This is a genomic window from Prosthecobacter fusiformis (assembly GCF_004364345.1).
Classification (GTDB): domain Bacteria; phylum Verrucomicrobiota; class Verrucomicrobiia; order Verrucomicrobiales; family Verrucomicrobiaceae; genus Prosthecobacter; species Prosthecobacter fusiformis.
The window spans coordinates 121,595-145,502 of sequence record NZ_SOCA01000011.1; the positions used below are offsets into that span (position 1 = coordinate 121,595).

Genomic DNA, 23,908 nt, shown 5'->3' on the forward strand with positions numbered 1-23,908 from the left:
AGGCTTATCATTCTAAAATATGAAGGAGCCTGAAGATTTCATACCCGATTCCCTGGGTGACACCCCAGAGGCAGCAACCGTGAAAAACCTGGGCCGACGTGACTGGCTAAAGATGACCGGCCTAGGAGCCCTGGCCGCAGCCGGTGGTGGCGCGGGACTCTACTATTATAACCAGGTGCCGCTGCTGCATTTCGACGGGCGGCATGCGCGAGCTACGCCTTACCACCCGCCGGTGCTGCATCACCTGGTTTATTATGCCAATCAACTTGTGGATAAGCCCTACAAGTGGGGTGGTGGGCACCAGCAGCTTTTTGACAACGGTTTTGACTGCTCCGGCTCCATCTCACACATCCTTTACCGCAGCGGCCTGCTGGTGCGGCCTTTGAATTCCAAGGGATTCGCCGGTTATGGCCAGTCCGGTCCTGGGAAGTATGTGTCCATTTTTGTGAAACCGGGGAACCATGTCTTCATGTCCGTCTGCGGTCTGCGCTTTGATACCTCAGGCACGCAGACCGGGGAGGGACCGCGCTGGCGCTCCACGGCTCGGTCCACATCTGGATTCATCAACCGGCATCCGCAAGGGCTGTAAGTCTAGGAAGTGGTCAGGCGCACTTGACGCCGGACCGGTTTTCCATGGATTCCCACACAGCTTCCACCACACGCATGTAGCAGACACCTTCGGTGAAATCGGGCTTTGGACGCGGAGCCTGGGGATCGCGCACGGCCTGGATAAAATCACGCTCCACGGTCCAGTCCCGCTGCATCTCATACGGCACCGGCACGACTTCAAGCTTTCCACCCCGGCTGCCCAGGGAGACTTCTTCCGTGGTGAAATCATAGCTCAAGCTGCCTTCATTGCCGAAGAGCCACAGCTTGTCCGTCGGCGCATGGGCCGCGACGCCGCTGAACAGCATCGTCGCCTTCAGGCCGCTGCGGAACCGGGCCAGGACATTGACGAAATCCGGTGTCTCCACGGCGTAGCCCTGCCGCTCCGGGATGACCACGCCGCCCCGGGCCTCCACGTGGGTGATGTGGCCTAACCATTTTTGCAAAACTTCCGTGTAGATGCCCAGGGTGAGGATCTGGATGCCGCTCACCTCCGTGCGCTGGCGCCAGTGGGCGGGCTGGGCGGCGTCCAGCCAGGCGCCGTTGAAACTGTGCAGCAGGGCCTGATGCGGTGTGCCGATGGCGCCTTCCGCGAGCAGCTTTTTCACCATCTCGCCGCCTTTCATGCCCTGGGGTGCGGGGCAGATGGCCGTCACCAGCTCCGGGCAGCTCTGGGCTCTCTCCCACATATGCTCCGCCTCCTGGAGAGTGGCCGCCATGCGCGCCTGAGTGAAGACATGCTTGCCGCATTGCAGGCCGAAATCGGTCACATCGTGGTGCATATACGGGTGCGCACCGATCCACACCACATCCACGTTTTCATTGTCCACCACATCCTCCCAGCGGGCGATGGGTTTTGCCTCCGGGGCGAAGTCGCGGCAGAAGGTCTCTGCACTCGCCAGCGTGGAATTCGCCACGGCGGTGATCTGCACATTGGGCAGCGCCCGCAACCCCGGCAGGTGCCGCTGCTTCACGATGCCGCCTGCACCGACGATGCCCACCCGGATGATTTTTTCTTCGTTCATGCGGCATTTGTCACGCAGGCTTGAGGGCGGCGCAAAGGGATAGATTCCGGCTTGGCATGCCCCCCTCCCCGGCATCACACTGGTGCATGCAGATCCTCCACCTTTACATCTCCCCGGAGCATAATTTTTTCGGTCATCATGGCAAGCCCGCCGGGCAGGCTCCCATGGTGGAGGTGGACTCCGTCGAATGCGTGGCCGGCCAGGGGCTGAAGGGAGACCGTTTTTTTGGCTTCAAAGAGGACTATAAAGGCCAGGTCACCTTCTTTGCCCATGAGGTGTATGAGCGCCTGTGTGAGCAATTTCAGGTGACTGGCGTGGAACCTTCGGTCTTCCGGCGGAACATCATCACTCAAGGTGCCGATTTGCCCGCCCTCATCGGCCAGGAGTTTGAGGTTCAGGGGGTGCGTTTCCTTGGTACCCAGGAAAGCGCGCCCTGCTACTGGATGAACCAGGCCTTTGCCGAAGGGGCCGAAGGAGCCATGAAGGGCCATGGCGGCCTGCGCGCCAAGGTCCTCAGCGACGGGGTGCTGCGGACGGGAGTGTGAGGCGATGTTGTTTTGGCCATACCCCAACAAAACTTTCCTCCCGCTGTCATACATTCCCGGTCATCCGGTCACCCAGCAGCATTGCATGAAACGCGCCGCCTTTATTCTCGCCCTCCTCGTCCCGGGTTACATCTGCATGCAGGGAACTGCGGCTGGTAAAACGGGCATCGCGGCTTTCGATAACCTGGATAAAAATGAGGATGGCCTGCTGACGGCGGATGAGCTCCCGCAAAAGCGCTGGCTGCGTTTTCTGGATCAGGATGGCAATGGCAGCGTGACCCTGGCCGAGGCCACGGAGGGCATGCTGAAACTGCGCCAGAAAGGCGGCTCCGCTCCGGACAGCGCGCCGGTGAAACCCGCCAGCGAAGACCCCGCCCTGACCGAGGCACCCGTGGTATTGAAAGCTTCCGAGCATGGCGTCGGCCATCTGGTGCCAGACCTCATGCTGAAAGATGGCCGTGGCCAGGAGTTTAAGCTCAGCCAGCAGCTCACCGGCAGGCAGGGGATCATCATCGCCTTCTTCGGTGCCACCTGTCCCATCAGCGGCAAGCTGGGACCGGAACTGGCCCGGCTGGAAAAAGACGCCATGGCCAGGCAGGTGGCCATGCTGCTTGTCTGCCCCGTCGCCACGGAGACCGCGGATGACATTCAGAAATTTATCACCGCCCACGGCCTGAAATCTCCCGTCATCCATGATGCAGACGGCCAGCTCACGACCACCCTGGCCGCCACCACCACCACGGAGGTCTTCCTGCTGGATGCCGCCCGCACGCTGGTTTATCGCGGGGCCATCAATGACCAGTACGGCCTGGGTTATGCCAAAGACCAGCCGAACAAAACGTATCTTCGCGATGCCGCCGCCGCCATGCTGCGCAGTGAGGCCCCGCTCATCGCGGCCACCACCGCACCGGGCTGCGCGCTGGATCTGAAAAAGACCGCTGCTGTCACCCAGACAGCCGTCACTTATCACAACCAAGTCTCGCGCATCCTCCAGGCAAACTGCGTGGAATGTCATCGCCCAGGAGCCGTAGGGCCTTTCAACCTGGAGAGTTATGACGACGTGATCGAAAACGCCGGTATGATCCGCAAGCAGGTGGAGCGTGGTGTCATGCCGCCCTGGTTCGCCGCGGCACCGCCGGACGGCCAGCACTCCCTCTGGCTCAATGACGCGTCCCTTTCTCATCAGGACAGGCAGGACCTGCTGACGTGGCTGGCCAGTGACCGGCCCCTGGGGAATCCTGCAGAGGCTCCCAAGCCGCGACACTTTCCTGAGGAGTGGGCCATCGGTACGCCGAATGCCATCGTGCAACTCCCCAAACCCGTCCAGATCAAGGCGGAAGGCACCATGCCCTATCAGTTCGTCACCGCCACCACCGCTTTTGAAGAAGACCGCTGGGTGCAGGGTTATGAGATCTTGCCGACGGACCGTGGTGTGGTGCATCACGTCATCGTCCAGGTGCATGCCAAGGGCAGCGATGTGCGCGACCGGGGCGAGGGTGCGGAAGGTTACTGGGCCGCCTATGTGCCGGGGAATGCCTCGCGAATGTGGCCGGCGGGCTTTGCAAAAAAGCTGCCCGCAGGTGCCATCGTGAGCTTTCAGATCCACTACACGCCCAATGGCAAAAAGACCCAGGAACAGCTCCGCATGGGACTCATCTTTGCCAAAGCGGCGCCGAAGTATGTCGTCCACACCGCCGCCGTGGCACATCCCCGGCTGAACATCCCTGCGGGGGAGGCCAACCACATCGAGGTGAAGGAGCAGACCGTCCCCCGGGACATGAACATCATGGCCTACATGGCCCACATGCATGTGCGCGGAAAGGCCTTCAAATTTGAGGTCACCCCACCGGGAGGCAAGAGTGAAGTGCTGCTGGACATCCCTGGTTACGACTTCAACTGGCAGCTCCGCTATGACTATGCCCAGCCCAAATTTCTGCCTCGCGGCAGCAAGGTGAAAATCACTGCCGTCTTCGACAACAGCGACGCCAATCCGGCCAATCCCGACCCCACCAAAAACATCCGATGGGGCCCGCAAACTTCCGATGAAATGATGATCGGTTACTTCGAATACTTCACACCGAACAACGCGGCTGTGGCGGCGAAGTGATCGGGCACTCTGGTTTTGCCGCTTCATCGTAGCCTAAACTGGCTGTTGATGCCTCGCATTATGGTTTCCTTCTCAGAAAGATCGGGGCCAGTAGAAGAGATAAAAGGATCATGAATCCTGTCAGCAGATAGCCTTTGATTTCATCAGCCTCTGTCATCCTCGCATTGCCTTCAGAATTAGCCACGGCAAGCCAGAGAGTGATGGCTATCAAATAAAAGATGAATATGGATAGCGTGATGGAGCAGCCCCATCTTCTGGTATAAGCATATTTTAGCCGGTTAACATACCAGTGTAATAATTTCATGGGCCTCTTAATGTCAGGGGCAGCACTCGCAGTTACTTCAATTTCAGATAGGCATCTTTCACCTGCCAGCCGGTGGATTGCAGGGCCTCACGGGCAGCGTCGCGAGTGCAGCCGGTGAGGTCCACGAGGATGCGCAGGGCGCGGTCGCGCAGCTTCACGTTGGAGGGGTTCAGGTCCACCATCAGGTTGCTGATGACCTTGCCGGTCCGGGTCATGGCCAGGGTGGTGATGAGGTTCAGCACCAGTTTCGTGGCCGTGCCGGATTTCAGGCGGGTGGAGCCGGTGAGCACTTCCGGGCCGACGTTGGGGATGATGAGAGCCTGGGGCTGCCAGGCGCTGTCGTGGATTTTTTTCACGGCTGCGCGCATGGCGGGGTTGAAGCAAAGCAGGGCGGTGAAGGCCCCGCGTCGGTTGGCCTCATGGATGGCGCCCCAAACAAAGGGGGTGCGGCCGCTGGCGGCGATGCCCACCAGTACATCGTCCGGGCCTAACTGACGATGTGTCATGGCGGTGGCTCCCGCTTGGGCATCATCCTCCGCACCTTCCACGGCACTCCAGAGCGCCTGCCGCCCGCCTGCGATGATGCCTTGCACCTGCTCACGCGGGGCGCGGAAGGTGGGAGGGATTTCACTGGCATCCAGCACGCCGAGCCTGCCGCTGGTGCCTGCACCGGCATAAAAAAGACGGCCACCGTTTTCAAAGGCGAGCATGACCTGGGCCACCACTTGGTTGATCGCCCGCTTCTCCTTGAGGATGGCCGGAGGGATCAGGGCATCTTCACTGAGCATCAGCTCGATCCCCTGGATGACGTTCAGGCGGTCCAGGGTCATGGATCGTGGGTTGCGCTTTTCGGTGGGGGAATCCTTCAGCACGGCCAGGTCCACAATGGATGCAGGAAGCTCCAGGGCAGGGGAGGCCTGGGCTGCCACGCGGGAAGTCTGGCGGGTGGAGGAAGGGGCGGCGTTTAAAAGCACGCCCCTGGCCAGATTCACCGCGCCGAGCACCGAGGGGCCTTGCAGGGGGCTCACGCGGGCTTTTGACCAGCATTTCCGGATGCGCCGTGTCACATCCTTCATGAACGCCGGGTTTCTCAGCATCACCCCGCCATTGAGGATGAACTCCACCGGCGCGCCATCCTCAGTCAGTTGACAGGCACAGGCGCAGGCGTCTTCCGCCAGCATCGCAGCGGAATCGCTGAGGATCTTTTTCGCCAGAGCATCCTTTTTTTGAGCCAGGGCAAAGACGGTGATGGCCAGATTGGCGATCTCTGTCTTGGGCGCATGCACGGACCAGGGGATGAGCTGGTCCGGATCATTAAACATGAGCGCATTGAGAATGGCCGCACCCAGCGGACCCATGCGGCCGCGGTGGTCCAGGTCCGCCATCACGGCACGTAGCGCGCGCAGACCGATGTCACAGGCGCTGCCCCGGTCCCCGATGATGTGCCCGCGCCCGCCTACCTTGGCGGTGCGGCCATCGGGTGCGCGGCCAAAGCAGCATGAGCCCGTGCCGCTGAGCACGAGCACGCGCGGGATTTCCTTCTTCCCCACCGGGGCTGCTGCCAGGGCGGTCTCCAGGTCATTGGTGGCCACGCAGGGGATGCCGGGCCAGACTCTGAGTGTGGCGCGCCGCAGCCGCTCCTGGTCAGCCGCCGTTCTTGCCCCGGCCAGGCCGATGCCGATGGCCTGCGGTCGCTGGGGCAGGCGGCTGGCGATATCGCGCAAATGCCAGCGCAGTTCGCGGTCGGTCATCAGGGAGAGCACGGCCGGATGGGTGTGGAAGGCCTTAATCGTGGTCCCGGCTCCATCCACCAGCCTGACCGTTGTCCGTGTGCCTCCACCCTCAATGCCGAGCAGCACAGGTGATGTCACGGAAGGAGCGGGAGTCATGGCTGCGATTTTAGACGAGGTTTGGAGATTGCCAAATCCATCTCCACTTTACACGTGCAAGAGCCATTCATATCGGGACACTGCCGCGTATCCTTTTGTCCCGAATGTCTTTCTTTCCTACCAGTCTCCGTTTCACCCTCCTCCTGGCGCTGCTGGCTACGACTGTCCGGGCCGGTGTGGTGCCAGGACTGATCCTGCCTTTGAATGAAGTGAAAATAGGCACGCCGGTGGAGGGGCTGGTCCGTGAGATGCTGGTGGATGAAGGCGATACGGTGGAGGCCGGCCAGCCTTTGGTGCATCTGGCGGATGATCTGGAAAAGCTGGATGTAGAGCGTGCGGAAAAGATGCTGGAGAAGGCCAAGTTCGACCACGATGCCGCGCAGAAGCTGCTCAAAGAAAATATCGGCACCCGCGAGGAAGCGCTGCGCAAGAGCATCGAGCATGATCTGGCGCGCATCCAGCGGGATGCAGCCATCGTGCGGGTGAAGCAGAAAACGCTGACAGCCCCCATGCAGGGCGTGGTGGTGAGCCGTGGCAAAGAGCCGGGCGAGGCCGTGCAGCTTCATGAGGTGCTGTTGCAAATCGTCCACATCCGCCAGGTGGAGGCGCAGTTTTATCTGGAGCCCGCCCAGGCCCTGACTTTGAAGATGGGGGATCAAAAGAAACTGCGCGTGCCCTCCTTGCCGGAGCCCCGGGAGATCACCGGCGAGGTCGTCTTTCTGGACCCGCGGCTGGATGCGGAAAGCGGCCTGTCCCGTGTCAAATTCCGCGTGGACAATGCCAGCCTGCGGCTGAAGGCCGGCATGCGGGTGGAGGCGGATTTCGCCCAACCTTAAGTGTGACATGACAGCGGCACTGTCCATCACTGAGGTCACGGAGGAGGCCGCTTCGTCCACGGATGACATCGTCCCTTCCGCCCTGCGGTCGGACCTGGCCATCAGCCACCAGCTCTTTGAGGGCCGTGCCTTTGCCATCATCAAAGACCCGCTGTCGTTGAAATACTTTCGGTTACCGGCGGAGGATTATGCGCTGGCGGGACTGTTTGACGGCAGGCGCTCTGTCCGGGAAATCCGCGAGGCCTTTTCCCGCAGCCATCCCCACACCGGTCTTGCGCAAAATGAGGCCGCGCTGACGCAGCGCATCGTCGCCTTTGCCACGGAACTGCTCACTGCTGGATTCCTGGAGGCTACTGCGGCAGGTGCCCGCCGCCAGCTTGAGCTGCAACGCCTGCGGTACAAGCCGGCCACACCGTGGGGCCTGTTCATGAAGGCGCTATTTTTGAAGCTCCCCTTGTGGGATCCGGATGCGCTTCTCATCCGCATGGAGCGGCACATGCGCTGGATCTGGAGCTGGGGCGGCTTTGCTCTCAGCATGATCATCCTGCTGGCGGGCATTGCCGTCTTTGCGCTGAATTTCCCCCGCATCTCTCCGTCACTGAATGACTTTCTGACGCTGCCGAATCTTGCGCTCGTCTGGGTGCTGACCATCCTGGTGAAGATCATTCACGAATTCGGCCACGGCCTGACCTGCAAGCACTACGGCGGGGAGGTTCATGAAATGGGAGCCATGCTCCTGGTCTTCAGCCCCTTCTTGTATGTGGACGTGACAGACAGCTACCTTTTCCCGAAGCGGCGGCATCGCATTCTCGTCGCTGCAGCGGGCATTTACATTGAGCTCATCATCGCGGCCATTGCCACCCTGCTGTGGTCGGTTTCCCAGCCCGGCCCCACGCAGCAACTTCTTTTTAATCTGATGCTCATCACCAGCGTCTGGACCATCCTGTTCAATGCCAATCCGCTGATGAAATTCGATGGCTACTACATGCTCACCGACATCCTGGGTGTGCCGAATCTGCGGGCGAAGGCGCAGATGTGCGTGAGTGATCTTTGCCGCCGTCTGTTCTTCGGTGGTGTCACGCCTCCGGCAGTGGAAAGACTGCTTCCCAGGAAAAATCGCGGCTGGTTCGTCTTGTATAGCATCGCAGCCCAGCTCTACCTGCTGGAGATCACCCTCGGCATCGCGATGATCTTCCATTACCTGCTGGAGCCTTATGGCTTGAGCTGGCTGGGAGATGCCATCGGGGCTGGGGCAGTGGTGTCCATGTTGATCGTTCCGGTGAGCCGTTTTTTCAGCCAGCAATTCTCTCAGTCCGCCGCCACCCCAGGTGCCTGGCGGCGGCCGCTGCGTGCCTTTGGCCTGCTGACGGTGGTGGTGGCCGGGCTGATGTTCTGCCCCTGGCAGATCAAGGTGGAGCGCCCCGCCGTGCTGCGTCCCCTTCAGGCGGACTGGGTGCGTGCGGAGGTGCCAGGAAGGCTGGCGGAGATCAACGTGGTGGCCGGTCAGACGGTCCAGGCCGGGGATGCGGTGGCGGTGCTGTCCAACCTTGGCCTAACCAGTGACGTGGAAAAAAACAGGTTTCTGGTAGAGCGTGCCCGCCGTCAGGTGGACCTGATGCTGGGGTCCGATGCGCCTGCCTACTACCAGCAGGCCAAAGCGATGCTGGCAGAGCAGGAAGTCGCCCTGGCTGAGGCGGAGCGGCTGGCCGCTCGGCTGACCCTGCGAGCAACGGAATCCGGCGTCGTTTTGACTCCAGATCTGGAGCGTCTTATGGCAGGCAGCCTGCGGCCTGGAGATGCCCTGTGTGAGATCGCTCCGCTGCAGCCGCTGCAACTTTACATCCCGCTGAATGAGCGCCAGGCCCGCCATATCCGCGCTGGTCAAAAGGTTGAACTTCGCGTCTCTGCCCGGTCCTCCCGCACCTATGAGGGGCAGGTCATGGAGGATCTAAAAACCGCACCCGCCACTGAGCTGCCATCCAACCTCATCGCCACTCTGGGCGGGGATATCGCGGCCGAGCCAGATGCGGATGGAAAGCTCAAGCCCCTGGAGGTGACCTATGGCATCCTGGTCTCCCTGCCCAATGAGGACATCAGTCTGCGCCCTGGCATGACCGGCACTGCTCGCATCCATGGCGATACCCTACCCCTGTGGAAGGTCCTATGGTTAAACGCCCTGGATTTTGTGAGCCTGGATTACCGTTTGTGAACGGGAGAGTCCGCCCACTTCCCATTTGACCGCACGGGTGCATGGGCGCACAGCATTGATCTCCATGAGCAGTCCTTCTGAGATTCTTTCCGCCCTGAACTGGCGTTATGCCTGCAAGGTCTTCGACCCTGCCCAAAAGATCCCTGCGGAAACGTGGGCGGCGCTGGAGGCATCTCTGGTGCTGACTCCTTCCAGTTTTGGCCTGCAACCGTGGAAGTTTCTGGTCATTCAGGATGCTGCCCTACGCGAGTCCCTCGTGCCTCATGCCTGGCATCAGCGGCAGGTCAGCGATGCCTCCCATCTTGTGGTCATGGCTGTGCCGAAGGTCATGGATGAGGCGCACATTGATGCCAATCTCATGCGCATGGCGGAGGTGCGTGGCGGCACCCCAGATGCGCTCATAGGATTTAGGAATATGGTGGTGGGTTTTCGCAATGGGATGGAATCCAAAGGCGAGCTGGAGCAGTGGGCAAAACTGCAGGCCTACATCGCTCTGGGGCAATTCATGATGAATGCCGCTCTCCTGGGGGTGGATACCTGTCCGATGGAAGGTTTTGTGCCAGCCAAGTTTGATGAGATCCTCGGCCTGGACGTTCAGGGTTGGACCGCCGCAGTGCTCTGCCCAGCAGGCTACCGGCATGCGGATGACCGTTACGCCTCTTTGCCAAAGGTGCGCTTTGAAGCCAGTGATGTGATCGAGCATCGGTGAGAGCAGGGGAGTTTAGCCTTCAGCTACGAAGGCTAAACGGCATCCCCACTCTCCCCTGGAGTCGTTATTTCTTCTTCAAAATCACGTCGCCGAGGCTGAACATCGGGCCATAGATGGCATAGATGAGAAAGCCAACCATGACACCGAGGATAAGCATGGTCAGTGGCTCAATGAGCTTGTCGAGAGAAGCGGCCATGTTATCGAGTTCCTCTTCGTAGTCGTCTGCAATCTCGGCCAGCATTTCAGTGCCTGATCCGGTTTCGGAGGCAAGTTCAATGAGGCCGCAGAGGTTGCGACCGTCCGCGCCGAGCCAGTGGGATTCCATGAGGAAACCTTCATGCAAGGTGCGACCCACGCTGATGTGATCCCGCAGGCGGTTGAAGAATTCTTTATAATGGTAATGCCAAGTGGCTGAGGAGGTGATCTCCAATGCACTGGTGAGGCGCACGTTGGATTCCGTGAGCATGGCCAGGGTACGGAAACCAGCTGCTGCTGCGGATTTTCGCACAAGCATGCCTACGACCGGGATTTTCAGGACAAGGTCCTGCACCCATTTCATGGCGGTGAATTTGCTAAAATTGGAAAAGAAAATGTAAAGAGCTACAAGGGGGAGTGCCGCCATGTAAGGCTTGTGGATAAAGAGGTCCGAAAGGGCGATGAGAGCCTTGGTGGCGAAAGGTAGCTCGCTGTTGAAGCTGAGGAACAGCTTGGACATGGCCGGCACCAGGGTGAAGCTCATGATGATGACCACGATCACGCCCAGCACGATGACCACGCCTGGGTAGATCATGGCTCCTTTCAATTTCTTCAGGGTCTTGGAAGATTTTTTCTGGGCCACGCCGATGCGCTTGCACACGCGGGCTAGCTGGCCGGCCTCTTCCCCGGCGATGATGAGAGAGAGAATATCTTCGGAAAAGATGTCGCGAAACCGAGACATGGCATCGCTGAATTTTTCCCCCATGGAAATGGAGTGCACCACCTCGGCGATCATGCCTTTGTAGCGTGCGGAGATGACACGGTTGACCTGCAACTTCAGGCTTTTGGTCATGCTGATGTTGCGCTCAAGGCAGCGCCCGAGGCCACTGAAAAAAGCGGCGCAGTCTTCGCTCCCGCCTTTGGGAGAGGTCATCCGCTGCAGCTTTTCATCCGGGCCGGTGATGTCCTCGATTGAGGCTGTTTCGTTGGCGGCGATACCGGATCCCAGGAGCGCCTTTTCATGCGTGTCCGTATCCACCATGGAGATGGATTTGTTGCCGGTGTTGACGTTGGTGATGGTGACTTTTTTCAGCATGACGGCGGCAGGTGGATCATTTCTTTTCGGTCGTGCGCAGGCTGGCAGGGAGGGCGGGCCGGTAAACGTGAAGAGTGAGTGGGGCACCTTCCACTTCAGCTCCTGGATTCCCGGAGGCATTGACGGTAGCGATGATGGCTGCCTGCTGCATGAGGCCCAGGCCATCCACACTAGCGGCTTCTCCTTCTTTGATGACAGGGGTGCCGTAGATAGCTTCCTCGAGCCTTACGCTGTCCTTTTGATTGGGCATGACGGCGCTGATGCTGGTGGCATCACTGCTGCCTGCAGGGCTCATGCCGAGCTGCCAAAGGCGAGCCATATTTTCCTGATAGTTCCGTGTGATGGCGGTGCGCCAAGCTAGCTCTTCTTGCAGCATGAGGGAACTGCTGAGGCTGACAGCTGCGGCGGACGCAACTGCAATCACAGCTCCGGCAGCCAGGACCTCAATGAGGGTATAACCCGTGCGCTGTGACGGCTGCTGGGTCAGATTTTTCATGGCGAGCTTCATGGTTGGTCAGGGAGGAAATAGCTCTCAAGCCACGCATCGCGGGGGAGCATCGCCTGATGGGTGGCATCCGTGGTGGTGTCAGTCTGGAAAAGGAGACGCTCGGTGCGCACACCGGTATTTACAGCGCGGCGGAAGGACCAGTCCGTCATGACGCCGCCGATCCAGCGAATGTCATAAGCGCTGTTTTTGTCATGCAGGAGCAGGAGCACATCATGTCCTTCATTGACGAAGGTCATGCGCCAGCGCAGCTCGCGTCCCTGAAGGGGATCACCGGACCAAGTGAAGTTCAGCGCCCGGCCTTTTTGGGACTCTTTGAGCGCATCTTTGACGGCTAGGATGACGCGGCGGTTGTTTTCATGGAGGAAGCCGAGGTTGACGCAGTAATCAGATCCTTCGTTGATGATGGTCACGGTCACTGGAGGAAGTTTCCCTGCGGCTTCAAAAGAATTCACGGAAGTCTGGCCGACAAAGATGATCTGGTTCATGGCCGGGTTCACACCGGTATTGACGACTCGCAGATACTTCAGGTCTGGATCGGCCAGGTTGACGTAGAGGACTTTGAAGTTGTCCACGTCGTATCCGCGTGGGTAATCGGGGGGGAGGACGAGGGGGTTCTCTCCAGAGCGGTATTTTTTAAAGTACCAGGGCTCGGTTGTGGCCATGTCCGCTATGAAAACATCCTGCGGGGCCTTTTTGTCTGCGGGTACGGTGGTGTCCGCATCCATGAGATGCCAGAGAGAGTTTTGCGGGTTGCTGTCGTTTTTAGTGACATTGAGGTAGCCGTCGAAGAGTTTAGTCTCGGTAGTGGACTGAGGGCCGGAGGAGCTAGGGACGACGGGGAGGTTAGAGGGCAGCAGCTTAGCCCCATCCAGACTCGTGCCAGTGACAGGGTACCGGCCTGCGGCATCGTGGGACTGGATGTAGAGGGACCGGGCCTGCATGGGCAGGGACACGGTGGAGGTGGTACGTGCAAAGAGAGATGGAGGATGGCGGAGGACTACCCGGCCTTCGACACGGTAGGGGGCGGTGTTTCTGTAAATGTCCAGGATGTCATTGCTGACGTAGCGTTCAGGCTTGCGATAGACGACCAGGAGGTCTCCGCTCAGGGCTGGGCATTGGCTTTTCAGAAACAGGTGGGAGGTGAAGGGGTCTAGGTTGACCTCCCCAGAGATGTTTGGCCTAACAAATTTTTCAGGAATAAAAAAAGAGCCGCCAGGGCGCAGGCCTGTTTGGTTGTAGGGTGTGACCGTGGAAGTGGACAAGACACTGTAGGTGGCGAGGTCTTTCCACCCGCTGACTGTATCGAGGCCGCCACCGGCACCGTCCAGCAGGAGGGAGGACTGGCCCTTGAGGTCTGTTTCGGGATCAAAGCCGTGGTCCATGGCGGTCTGCCAAGCCAGCAGGCGTGAATTTTCCAGGGAAAGGCGCCGTTGCACGGCAGACTCCAGCCAGCTCACCTGAATGGCACGTGTGCTCATCATGGTGACCCAAGAAGCCAGAAAGAGGCCCGTGCACAGCATCATCAACAGGACCACTCCCATGAGGGCACCGCGCTGGCGGGGGATGGTGTTTGGAAGGGTGGTTTTCATGAGCCAGGGGGGGATTCAGAGCGCTGGGAACATGGGCACTGTGAACATGAATGCGGTTCGCCCAGCCATGTGGTTGTAGGCATTCTGCGGTGTGCCTGGGGCGGCGGTGTTCGGCTGTGCGCCGAGATGGCGGGCAGCAGGGTCAGGCCACCAGATGAAGTAGAAAGGGCGCTCGGCCGCCACTTTAAAGCGGTCGATGGTCGTGCCTTCACGCAGGGCTAGGCGGGTGTAGCGCTCGAAGGTGACGTAAAGAGGCGTGAAACCATCGGTACTGAAGTCCGCCTCTTTAGCCGCGAGGGGATTGGCCGGGGGGTAAAAGACGCGGTAACCGGCGGAGTAAATGAGGGAGTAAGCGGTGCCATCTGGCGGACCTTTGGGGTCTGCATAGCGTTTGACGCTCGCATGGAATCCGAGTGGCTGCTGGGTGCTGGTGAACCGGATGACATCAATGTCATAGATGGCCAGCACCCTCAGGAATCCAGACTGACCAGTGTAGCTGAGAATGAAAATGCTAACATTGGGCTGGTTAGGCTCTTTATTAGTGATGCCAGGATTGCGAAAGTCGCGGTAGAGGTCTTCAGACACGCCTGCTACGCGGATGATGTGAGAGCGAAATTTCTGTGGAGTATCCAACTCATCATCTGTTGAGGGATCATAAGGAATGTAGGCAGGCTTCCATGTATTGTCTCCGCTGCGGGCGAGACAAAAGACGGCAGTAGCGCTGATTACATCGTGATTGAATTGCTCACGCAATTTTTCAGCTTCAGCCAGACTGCCATAGGATGGAGCAGACTGGGTATCCCGATATTCTGAATTACTGGTGTTGAAGAAGGTGGAGAGCCGCTTTGCGTCCAAGGGAACGTCCACAATGCTAGCCACCAGAGGCTGGCTGCGGACGAGGTTCCCATAACTGACGACTATACCACCCATGATGAGGGCGGAGAGCGCGAGCACGACCACTAGCTCCATGGAACTGAAGCCGTGCCGCAGTGACTGGACTGAGGCGGCTTTCATTTCGGCTCAGGCGGACGGTTGCCAAACAACATGCGCATCACGGAGGCCTCCGGCACATTCGCAGGTGGCAGCGGAGGTTTGACTGAAGATGGGGCTGCCGGGGGCGGGGGGGCTAGCGGGGCGGCGGCCGGACGGGGCTGCTCTTCCACCGGCTCAGCTCGGGCCACGGAGGGTTCCTCAAAATTTCTGCCTGGGGAAAAAGCGGAAACGTCTGGGCGGCGCAGAGTGCCCATGTCGCCACCACCACCTCCTCCTTGCTCACTGCCTGTGGCACCGTTTGGCATTCGGTAACGGACACTGGGGGAGCCATCCATAGGGATGACGAGGAGCTTGGGCGGCAGACCGGTAGGTTTCTTTTCCACCCAAACAAGTTCGATGGCAGAGGCGTTGATGGATTTCACGCGCAGGACCACCTGCTGGTCAGGAATGACAGGAGGAACATCCATGCCAGGCTCCAGTCGCATGCCGCCGAGCATGACACGCATGCCTTTTAGACCGGAAGCGGCACCACCCACGGGCATGCGCAGCAGCAGATCACGCACCTGATTTTCTTCCGTACTGTTATCATCTTCCTCTCGACCAGACGCGACGGACTCAAAGGGATTGTTCTCTTCCGGCTTGACCAGTTCAGGCGTTTTTTCTTCAGGAAGGATAAGGGTGTATTGGACGCGCTCATCATCACCCTCTTCTTGAGCCGTGGCTTTCAGACAGGGAAAGGAGACGATGAGCAGGGCGCTCAAACAGGCATGAAATCGTTTCATCGGAGATTAAGCCTTCTTCTTGGATTTGGTGGATGCGGGCATTTCCGAAAGGTTGATGAGCGGAGTTTCCAGAGAGACATCCAGGCGCAGTTGTCGGGCGGTGCTGCCGCCTGTGATGCGGCAAGTTTTCACACGGGCCAGCGGAAGGCGTTTTTCTACATCGCCCAGCCAGTTCATGACCTTGGCATATTCATCCTCAATCACCAGGGTAGTGAGCACACTTTTGGGGATGATCTTGTTTTCACGGGCCACCTTCAGCTCCGTCTTGCGTGAGCGGACCAGGGTGATGCCGCGCTCGCGCAGGCTAAATTCGATAATGCCTTCCACTTCCTGCTCAGTTTGGGCCTTGTCCACGTATGGGGTCCAGGCCTGGAGGAAACGGCGGATTTCCTCACTCTCCGCCTTCACTCGGGCAGTAAGGATTTCAGCGGTCTGGCGGGAGCTTTCCGCAGCGATGGCATCCTGCTCAGCCATGGCCGCTGATTTTTTCATGGCGGTGACTTTTTGATGAACAGTCTGCGCAAAGTAGGTGACGAGACCGATGAACATCATCAGCACGACACAGGCGAGTTGCTTTGGATTCATAAACGGTTAGGCAAAAGGGTTACTGCTCCTGGCGGACGAGTGTGGATCGGTATTCCACCACCTCACCCGTCTTGCTCTGTTGGGGAGAGTAGGAGCGGTAGTTCAGGCGTGAGATACTGCTTTCGATGAGGGCCACTTCATTGGCGGAGCCGCCATTGATGCGGACTGCCAGGGACAAGTTGGACGGCACTTGGTCGCTACGCTCAATGGAGAGGTCAGAGAGGCGCACCTCCGGTGGCATGGCGCGGGCGATGGCGACGCTGATGGGCTGAAGGTTGCGTGCGCCTTCCACCCATTTGGCCACTCCTTCTGCCTTGGCCGTCTCGCCGTCGAGGTAGGCCTTCTCCTCCATCTGCGCCCGGGTCACGCTTTCATGCTGCTTTTTGACGAGCTCGGAGGCTGTTTTGTCCTGCTGGGCACGCTTGTAGGCCATGTAGTCCATGGTCATGAAATAAGCACCGCCGATGAGCGCCACGTAAAAGAAGGCGGGGACCAGTTTAAAGGAATTCGGCAGCCGCTTTGAGGTGTCATTGCGCGGCGTCTTGAAGTCGTGGCAGATGTATTCAGACATGGAAAGTAAAGGTGGGGGATTGCGCTGAAGCCGGGATCAATGGCTGCCGATGATGCGCCACAGCAGGTCTTCCTGGGTGAGGTCTGTGGCACCGATGCGTTGGAGGTGAACAAAAAGATCTGCGCGGAATTTGGCATCCTGACCGTCACTGATGAAATAGACGGGGCTGCCCTGGGGCACCTTTTGGATGAGCGGGCTGATAATCTGAAGAGATGTCTCCACAGCATCGGGCCCAAGTCCGCTGCGACAGCGTAATTCCTTCCACTGCCCATCCTGCTGCACGAGCACGGCGATGGACCCTTCGCAGGCTGAAATAAGGATCATATTTGGCTGCACGCTACGCTGCTCCACATAGAGCTGGTGCACTGCGTATTCATTGAGCGCGAAGAGGCCGCAGCAGACACGACCCGGGCGGATGCCGATGGTCTTCAGTACATCCTCAGTGACTTTGACCATGCTTTCCTCACAGGCCAGCAGCACGCTGGCAGAGCTTTCCGGGTGATGACAAATCGCGTACCTTTTGCCACGGTCGAATTTTGGACCCAGCACGGCGCGTGGATTGGTGCGCAGTAGATTGACGCAGTTTTCGCCACGCATCATGTTATTCTCCAGGCTCATGATGAAGCGGTTGTTAACGGAGACCACACACCATCCGCCATCAGCTAGCATGCGCCATTCATCAGCGCGTTGAGGAGCGATGTCGGCAAACTCACCGTCCATCATTCCGCCTTCTTCAAAGCGGCCTTTTTTATTAAGGCCGCGCCAGCTTGTCTGGTTGCGACCCACATTCAGCAGGAGAGTCTTGCGCCCCTCAAAGCGCTGGTTCCAGGACACGCTGGCATCATCCGCCTCCGGCTTGAAGGCGGCGAAACTCAGGACAGATTTGATTTCATCCAACAGCATAAACAGAAGTTAGGTTTTCGCGTGATAAGTAATCGTACACCTCATGCTCGGCGTATCCGGTCTTGCGTGCCTGGGTGGGCCGCCAGCCATCCTGCTGACGGAATCCGAGACACCTTTCAAAGCTGATCATCCCGCGCGTAAAGCCCGCTTCGAGCTCCTGCTCCAGGTTCTTAAATTCACCCCGGCGGATCATCCCGCACACGGAGTCATACGGCAGCAGCAGTTCATGAATAGGAAAGCGCTTGCCGCGTGTTTCATCAAACAGCAGTCGCTGACAGAGGATGCCACGAAAGCTGTCGGCAAAGGAGAGCATGGCGTTTTCCATGCGGTCGCTGGGGATGAGTTTGAGGTAACGCTGCACCGTTTGGGCCGCGCTGGAGGTATGCAGGGTGGCCACGACGACGTGGCCGGTTTCTGCCGCTTGCAGGGCGATTTCAGCCGTCTCGCCATCACGTATTTCCCCCACTAGAATGACATCCGGCGCTTGGCGCAAGGCAGCGCGCAGAGATTTATTAAAGTCCAGTTCATCTGTGCCAATTTCCCGTTGAGACACCAGCGAAGGCGTGCCCTCAGGGTAAACAAATTCGATGGGATCTTCAAAGGTAAGCACATGCTCTTGGCGGCGCTTGGCCCGCTCCAGGATCATGGACGCAATGGTGGTGGACTTACCGGATCCTGTCGCACCGCAGACCAGGAACAGGCCGTTTTTGGCCTCCAGGAAAGCCTTGATAGCCGCAGGCGGAACCATCAGTTTGCTGATGTCTGGAATAGTCTCCGGCAGCAGGCGCATGACCCAGCGGGGACGTCCACGGGTGACCATGCGGTTCACACGGTAGCGGCGGTTGCCTAGGGTCAGTGCATAGTCCACGCATCCGGCCGTAAACTCCAGCGGTCGCTCCGGCTGGTAGATGAAGGAATCAAAGAACAGCTTGCCATTGCGCTTATAAGTCAGCGGCTCCCATGGGGTGATATAAAAGTCGCTGACCCCGGCATCCTTCGAGAGATGAAGCATGCGGTATCCAAGCTGACTGCGTTCATTGATATCTTCCATGACGTTGAAAAAAGCTTACTTGTTAGGAATGAAGCGGCCTCGCAGCATCGCGCTGGCCGTAGCGGTCTCGTAAACGTAGAACTGGTTCCCTTTCACCACGCCGGCTCCTGCATCCAGGGTCTCCCAGCTTAGTTCCAAGCGGTATTCCACCCCATCCACGGTGACTTTAAAATCAGTGTTCGGATTGCGCAGTTCCACGATGTCGGCACTGGCCATCTGGTCCGCCGTGTTTTCCGTGCTGATGAGGCCCAGGTTGATGTGCACCACCGTGGAGTAGGCCGGCTCGGTGAGCTTCATATTGATGCTCAGGGTCACTCCGGTGGCCTCGCTGTTATAAAACGTATTGCCATTGAGCATGAGCAGTTCGCCCAGCTCAAAATATACATTGGGCGTGATGGTATCAAATGTGCCTGGGGTGAACTTCAGCATGTTTTCCGTCCCTGCATCCAGGAACTGCCCATTGCCCAGATCCACTTTCGTATTGCCATGCAGGAAGGTGGAGCTTTCCACGCCGTTCTGCACTGAGGTCACTAGATTGGACCCGCCTGTCGCATTGCCCCAGGTGCCGCTGCCTGTGCCTGTGAAGCCGGATGTCAGTCGATAGTAGGAGGCGGAGGCATTGCCGCTCGTTTTGTATTTAGTAGTATCCGTGGAGATGTTTCGCGCTTCCACTTTATCCGCCGGGGTGAGTGAGATGCTGCCAGAATACGTCGTCCAGGCACCGCCATTGAGGCGGTATTCCAGGCGTGATCCCGAGGCTGGTGCGCCATTGGGGCTGAGCGCAGCTGTCGTGGGAAATGAAGCATAGGCAAAGGTGCCGCTAGTTGGGCTGATGAGCGGGCGTGGTAACTGTTCGGCTACCGGGACCTGGGGGCCATCATCCCCACCTCCATCGTCTCCGCCTCCACCGCCGCCACCGTCACCAGGATCTTCTCCGTCATCTGGAGGCGTTACCGGGGCGTCTTTCGTCGGGTCAAAGGGATTGGAATTGCCCTCGCCTTGATTGCCGGCCGGAGTATTATAGTTGGGTTTTCCCACACTGGAGTAACCCCAGACCCAGCCTTGGTTCTTTCCCTCGACGGAATTGTAGGTCATCCTGGATGCGGTCCGCTTTTCTGTACCGAAGTCTTTCGACGCTAGACTCTCGTCCAGGTAAAACTCACTGACGGCGCTGCCTTTGGCCTCGGTCAGCTCAAAGCGCATCGTTTGGGGATTCCACTTGGCCCGCTGCTGCCCGGCGGATTCAGGAGCGGAAGTGATGCGGGCACGCAGCCGGGAATCCACTAGGCGACCCGAGACTGGACCTGCATGCTGCTTCCATTCGGACTGCGGGCGGCTGCGCTTCATTTTATCTAGCACCGTCTGTGCATTCGTCTGGCCAATAAGGTTACCGCCATCGGAGACATAGGCTGCCACCATTTGATTCAGTGTCGCCACGTCCGAAGCGATCTTGGCATTCCTCACGGCGGCTGGCTGGGTACCCACCACACTGACGATCACGGTGATCAGGACGCCGATGATGGCGATCAAAACAACCAGTTCCATCACGGAGAAGGCCAACCTGCGGTGCAGGACAGACTTTTCAGTGAGTGTGATAACCGGAACTTTTGTTTCCATGGATGTTATGGTAAATATTTAAACATAGCGAAATTTGTGGACTAAATCAAACGGAAGTGAACTTTTTCTATATTTATCATATTTCTCGGTTTCGTGCTTTTTGCTTTTTTTTGCCAAAAGGCTGGATGTCGGGGGTGAGTGATAATTTAGATTTACGGAAAATATTCTCATGGCGGTGGTAAATAGCATTTGAGTAAATTATCTGCTTCCACTATATTTATCATAATAACACCTTTCGATGCACACTCCGCGCCATTTCTTTCTGGTTTTCTGCCTCGGCGCCTGCTTGACGCTCCAACATGCTGGAGCGCAGATGGGCACCCAAGGCTTCAATTTTTCTACCTCCCAGTATGAAATGGAATCACAGAAGCTGCGGGACGCACCTCCCCAGCAGTATGATTTCTCCAACGCCATCCTCTCGGACGTCTTGAGGTTCCTGGCCACGGATGCTGGTATTTCCTTCTTCTCCCTGCCCAATGATAGTCCAGAAGGATCTCGCCTGATCACTTTCTCCATCCGGTCCAGTCCCTTTCGTGTTCTGGAAACTCTCTGCAAAGCAAATGGACTGGCCATCATCCCTGACAATGGCATCTGGTACATCCGTCCAGCAGATGACAAGGAACTCATCGGTAAATCCTACCTCATTCGTCACAACTCCCTGGAGCGTGTGGATCGAGTAAACTCCAATAGCGGACTTAACATGACTCCAGTAGGGGGTGGCGGCGGCGGTGGGGGAGGGGGCGTAAATCTCCAGGGCAACCAGGAAACCTTTTCCGTCCGCCGCAGTGAGATCATCAATGACATCCGCTCTCTGCTCAGCCTCCCCACGGAGGAGCAGGAAAACGGGCAAAACAGTGCTGTGGGTGCAGATCCCGCAAGTGCTTTGGGCGGCGCAGGGGGAGATGAAACCAAGGCAATGAACTCCAATGAGCTCAGCAGCTTCCGCAAGCCCAAGATCATTTGGAAGTCCGATTCTAACACGCTTTATATCGTCGCTACACGCCTACAGCATCTTTGGATCGAAGGATACCTGGATGCTGCGGACAAGCCACAGACCCTCATCGCCATTGAAGTCAAATTCATCGAAACCACCCGAGACCCGGAACGCGAATTCGGCATCGACTGGACCGGTACCTTTGACACCGGCAATTTCCGCCAGGTGGAGCAAGTGACCCAGGAAACGGATACCGCCACCGGGGTCAATAAAATCAACGTCGAATACAACAATGTGGCCACCAACGGCGGCTACAGGGCCGACCTGTCCAACCTGCTGAGTCCCACCAACCTCAATGCTGCCGGCGGAGCGTTGGGCTTCCCCGCCCTCGGCATCCTCAGTTCTCAGGACATCAACGTCAAATTGCGCGCTTTGCTGAGGGATGAAGAAACTCAGATGACCTCTTACCCGCGCATGGTCACCCTGAATAACAGTGAAGTATCCTTCCGCAGTGTCGTGAACCAGCCCGTGCTGGATGGCACCGCCTCCGCCACCGTCGGTGCCGGGGCAACCACCACTTCATCTATCGCTTACTTGCCCATCGGCACCGTGTTGAACATCCTGCCCAAGCGCATGGAAAACGACAAAATCCTGCTGAACATGGCCGTCACGGTTTCTAGCATCATCAGCACCGAGGTGATCAACGGTAACCCTTATCCAGTGGCCTCATCCCGTGTTTACAACGCCCCTGTGGAAGTGAATTCCGGATACACCGTTGCTGTCGGCGGCTTGGATGAAGCCCGCGAGCGCGAAGGCAAAGCGGGCATTCCATTCCTGCACAGCATCCCCCTGCTGGGCAAAGCTTTCAAATACGATAGCAAGAGCAAGAACCACAAAAACCTCATGCTCTTCATCACTCCGCAGATCATCGATGCACGCGACGGCGGTCTGCCTGCCGAGCCACAGTCCGTTATTCCCCAGCGCCCTGCTCACTTGCTGCCAAAAATTCCCAAAGTGGACCCCAACAGCGGTGCCATTATCGGTGGCCCAGACTCTCTGCCCAATGCCGTCTCCTACTTGACCCGTGAGACTGACATCTTGCACCACACCATTTATGAAGGCCGCATCACCCCTGATGAAACACGGAAAGTGAAAGAGCTCAAAATCGCAGTCGAGCAGCTCGATGCTCAGTGCGAAATCTTGAAAGTCCAATACCCAGCCCAGCTTTCCCTCATCAATAGCCATCAGTTGCAACTCAAAGGTCTCCTGGACCGCAATCAGCAAATGGCTCGTTTGCTGTTCTCGAAGAAATATTTCTGATCGTTCAGGAACATGAAAAAGGCAGGAAACCCGGAGCCTAGGCTCTGAAGTTTCCTGCCTTTTTAATTTTATACCGACTTATCAAACCGCATTAACGCGAACGGCGGTCACGGTCCGAAGACCGGGAAGAGGAAGATGGTCGCGAAGCGGAAGGCCGACCAGAAGATCCGCCGGAAGGACGCGAGATCGAAGGCCGTGAGGACGAGCCACCTGAAGGCCGGGAATAGGATGCCGATGTTGTCCGCGGGGAGGACCGTACAGAGGGAGGTGAAGACCTAAACGAGGACGACGGACGGGAGGACGAAGGCCGTGACAGACTGCTGCCTCCTGGACGGCTCAACTGACGCGAAAATGAAGAACTGGGAATCCGGGGTGCGGAGGCGTTGAATCCACTGCGGGAGGAACTGGGCCGTGAAACACGGGAAGCATAGGAGGAACTGCCAGGGGAGCGACGGTAGCGGTCACTGCTGTAATGGTCATGATGGTCGTGATGATGGTGACTGCCGTAATTGCGACCACCCAGACCGAAGAAGCCAACATTAGAATACAGAGGAGAGTAACCGAAGCCCCGGTTGTATCCATACCCGTAGTCATTGTAGCCCACGTAATTATCCACCACCACACCGCGGCTTACCAGGGGCGCACCCCCGTAATAACCACCATCCACGTAGCCGTAATCATCATAGGCGACGCAAGAACTCAATGCCGCCACGCAGACGGCAACACCAGCCAGAGAAAAAAGTTTTGGTTTCATAACAAATGACAGACACCCTCCACAGCTGTTTTATTCAAATACGCTGCTTTTGAGGCGCGTAACACCATGCACACCCAGGGTGGACGTGCACATTTACCCTTTGCAAAAGCGCCTGCCCATGGCTCATTCACCTTCCCAACCCTTATGAAATTCAATCTTCCGCTTCTAGCCGCCCTCGCATTTACGTTTGCCGGCTCGTCCGGTTTAACCCAAGCCCAAGAGACCCCTGTGAGCGATACCAAACCAGTCAAAATTGTGATGGAGACCAACAAAGGTTCCATCGAAATCGAACTCGACGCCGCCAAAGCCCCCCTCAGCGTTGCTAACTTTGTCAAATACGTCAAAAAAGGCCATTATACCGGCACTGTGTTCCATCGTGTCATTCCTGCCTTCATGATTCAGGGCGGTGGTTTTACCGCAGACATGCAGCAGAAGGACACGGAGGCCCCTATTCAGAACGAAGCCAAAAACGGCCTCAAAAACGTCAAAGGCACACTGGCCATGGCTCGCACGCCTAATCCCCACAGCGCTTCCAGCCAGTTCTTCATCAACTTGAAGGACAATAGCTTTCTGGACTACCCTGGCCAGGACGGCTGGGGCTACTGCGTTTTCGGTAAGGTGACCAAAGGAATGGATGTCGTTGAAGCCATCGAAGGCGTCCCCACTACTACCAAAGCTGGCCACCAGAACGTGCCGGTGGAAGCAGTGACCATCACCAGCGCTAAGGTCGTGGAATAACCTCCAAGACTGTGATTATTCTCGCCGGTCCCTTTTTAGGGA

At 58.0% G+C, this 23,908-nt stretch carries 21 protein-coding genes; 8 read left to right on the forward strand and 13 right to left on the reverse strand.

What is annotated here, in order from left to right:
* Positions 1–19 precede the first annotated feature (19 nt).
* Complete coding sequence (locus EI77_RS20555; protein WP_133797189.1) at positions 20–589, forward strand: C40 family peptidase; 570 nt, start codon at positions 20–22, stop codon at positions 587–589.
* 13 nt (positions 590–602) lie between these two features.
* Here EI77_RS20555 and EI77_RS20560 read toward each other — a convergent pair whose 3' ends face one another.
* Complete coding sequence (locus EI77_RS20560; protein WP_166647399.1) at positions 603–1,631, reverse strand: Gfo/Idh/MocA family protein; 1,029 nt, start codon at positions 1,629–1,631, stop codon at positions 603–605.
* Between the two features lie 86 nt (positions 1,632–1,717).
* On the opposite strand from EI77_RS20560, the gene EI77_RS20565 reads away from it, so the two are divergent.
* Together EI77_RS20565 and EI77_RS20570 are read left to right on the forward strand one after the other, a co-directional pair.
* Positions 1,718–2,176, forward strand: a complete 459-nt coding sequence (locus EI77_RS20565) for an MOSC domain-containing protein (RefSeq protein ID WP_133797191.1) — start codon at positions 1,718–1,720, stop codon at positions 2,174–2,176.
* Positions 2,177–2,261: 85 nt separating this feature from the next.
* The gene (locus EI77_RS20570; RefSeq protein WP_243838971.1) at positions 2,262–4,283 is read left to right on the forward strand and encodes a redoxin domain-containing protein; all 2,022 of its coding nucleotides are present in this window, start codon (positions 2,262–2,264) and stop codon (positions 4,281–4,283) included.
* Positions 4,284–4,619: 336 nt separating this feature from the next.
* Here the strand turns inward: EI77_RS20570 and EI77_RS20575 are convergent, their stop codons facing one another.
* Positions 4,620–6,476, reverse strand: a complete 1,857-nt coding sequence (locus EI77_RS20575) for an N-acetylmuramic acid 6-phosphate etherase (protein WP_133797193.1) — start codon at positions 6,474–6,476, stop codon at positions 4,620–4,622.
* 104 nt (positions 6,477–6,580) lie between these two features.
* Here EI77_RS20575 and EI77_RS20580 point away from each other — a divergent pair, with 104 nt between their 5' ends.
* The 3 genes from EI77_RS20580 to EI77_RS20590 all read left to right on the forward strand — a co-directional run bounded on the left by EI77_RS20580 (position 6,581) and on the right by EI77_RS20590 (position 10,230).
* A complete protein-coding gene (locus EI77_RS20580; protein WP_133797194.1) occupies positions 6,581–7,312 on the forward strand; it encodes an efflux RND transporter periplasmic adaptor subunit in 732 nt (243 codons plus the stop codon).
* 7 nt (positions 7,313–7,319) lie between these two features.
* Complete coding sequence (locus tag EI77_RS20585; protein ID WP_133797195.1) at positions 7,320–9,521, forward strand: efflux RND transporter periplasmic adaptor subunit; 2,202 nt, start codon at positions 7,320–7,322, stop codon at positions 9,519–9,521.
* A gap of 64 nt (positions 9,522–9,585) precedes the next feature.
* Positions 9,586–10,230 (forward strand): NAD(P)H-dependent oxidoreductase, encoded by a 645-nt coding sequence (locus EI77_RS20590; RefSeq protein ID WP_133797196.1) that lies wholly within the window; start codon positions 9,586–9,588, stop codon positions 10,228–10,230.
* Between the two features lie 64 nt (positions 10,231–10,294).
* Here EI77_RS20590 and EI77_RS20595 read toward each other — a convergent pair whose 3' ends face one another.
* The 10 genes from EI77_RS20595 to EI77_RS20640 are packed head-to-tail and all read right to left on the reverse strand — an operon-like array spanning position 10,295 to position 20,120.
* Positions 10,295–11,521, reverse strand: a complete 1,227-nt coding sequence (locus tag EI77_RS20595) for a type II secretion system F family protein (protein ID WP_166647401.1) — start codon at positions 11,519–11,521, stop codon at positions 10,295–10,297.
* 16 nt (positions 11,522–11,537) lie between these two features.
* Positions 11,538–12,017, reverse strand: coding sequence for a prepilin-type N-terminal cleavage/methylation domain-containing protein (locus EI77_RS20600; RefSeq protein WP_166647402.1), 480 nt, complete (start codon positions 12,015–12,017; stop codon positions 11,538–11,540).
* Between the two features lie 8 nt (positions 12,018–12,025).
* Positions 12,026–13,618, reverse strand: a complete 1,593-nt coding sequence (locus tag EI77_RS20605) for a hypothetical protein (protein WP_133797199.1) — start codon at positions 13,616–13,618, stop codon at positions 12,026–12,028.
* A 15-nt stretch (positions 13,619–13,633) separates the two neighbouring features.
* Positions 13,634–14,632 carry a type II secretion system protein gene (locus tag EI77_RS20610; RefSeq protein ID WP_133797200.1) on the reverse strand — a complete coding sequence of 333 codons (999 nt, stop codon included), beginning with the start codon at positions 14,630–14,632 and terminating at the stop codon, positions 13,634–13,636.
* Entirely contained in the window at positions 14,629–15,393 is a 765-nt protein-coding gene (locus EI77_RS20615; protein ID WP_133797201.1) for a hypothetical protein, read from the reverse strand. Before EI77_RS20615 ends, EI77_RS20610 begins: the two co-directional genes overlap by 4 nt.
* A gap of 6 nt (positions 15,394–15,399) precedes the next feature.
* Positions 15,400–15,978 (reverse strand): hypothetical protein, encoded by a 579-nt coding sequence (locus EI77_RS20620; RefSeq protein WP_133797202.1) that lies wholly within the window; start codon positions 15,976–15,978, stop codon positions 15,400–15,402.
* A 19-nt stretch (positions 15,979–15,997) separates the two neighbouring features.
* Positions 15,998–16,549: a hypothetical protein gene (locus tag EI77_RS20625; protein ID WP_133797203.1), complete on the reverse strand. Its 552-nt coding sequence runs from the start codon at positions 16,547–16,549 to the stop codon at positions 15,998–16,000.
* Between the two features lie 36 nt (positions 16,550–16,585).
* Entirely contained in the window at positions 16,586–17,452 is an 867-nt protein-coding gene (locus EI77_RS20630) for a hypothetical protein (RefSeq protein ID WP_133797204.1), read from the reverse strand.
* Complete coding sequence (locus EI77_RS20635) at positions 17,439–18,503, reverse strand: type IV pilus twitching motility protein PilT (protein ID WP_133797205.1); 1,065 nt, start codon at positions 18,501–18,503, stop codon at positions 17,439–17,441. The genes EI77_RS20630 and EI77_RS20635 overlap by 14 nt, the downstream gene beginning before the upstream one ends.
* Positions 18,504–18,518: 15 nt before the next feature.
* Positions 18,519–20,120: a choice-of-anchor K domain-containing protein gene (locus tag EI77_RS20640; protein ID WP_133797206.1), complete on the reverse strand. Its 1,602-nt coding sequence runs from the start codon at positions 20,118–20,120 to the stop codon at positions 18,519–18,521.
* A gap of 355 nt (positions 20,121–20,475) precedes the next feature.
* On the opposite strand from EI77_RS20640, the gene EI77_RS20645 reads away from it, so the two are divergent.
* The gene (locus EI77_RS20645) at positions 20,476–22,374 is read left to right on the forward strand and encodes a type II secretion system protein GspD (protein ID WP_166647403.1); all 1,899 of its coding nucleotides are present in this window, start codon (positions 20,476–20,478) and stop codon (positions 22,372–22,374) included.
* A 91-nt stretch (positions 22,375–22,465) separates the two neighbouring features.
* Here the strand turns inward: EI77_RS20645 and EI77_RS20650 are convergent, their stop codons facing one another.
* Entirely contained in the window at positions 22,466–23,128 is a 663-nt protein-coding gene (locus EI77_RS20650) for a hypothetical protein (protein WP_133797208.1), read from the reverse strand.
* Positions 23,129–23,386: 258 nt separating this feature from the next.
* Between EI77_RS20650 and EI77_RS20655 the strand changes: the two genes are divergently transcribed.
* Entirely contained in the window at positions 23,387–23,866 is a 480-nt protein-coding gene (locus EI77_RS20655) for a peptidylprolyl isomerase (RefSeq protein WP_243838972.1), read from the forward strand.
* The last annotated feature ends 42 nt before the right edge of the window (positions 23,867–23,908 follow it).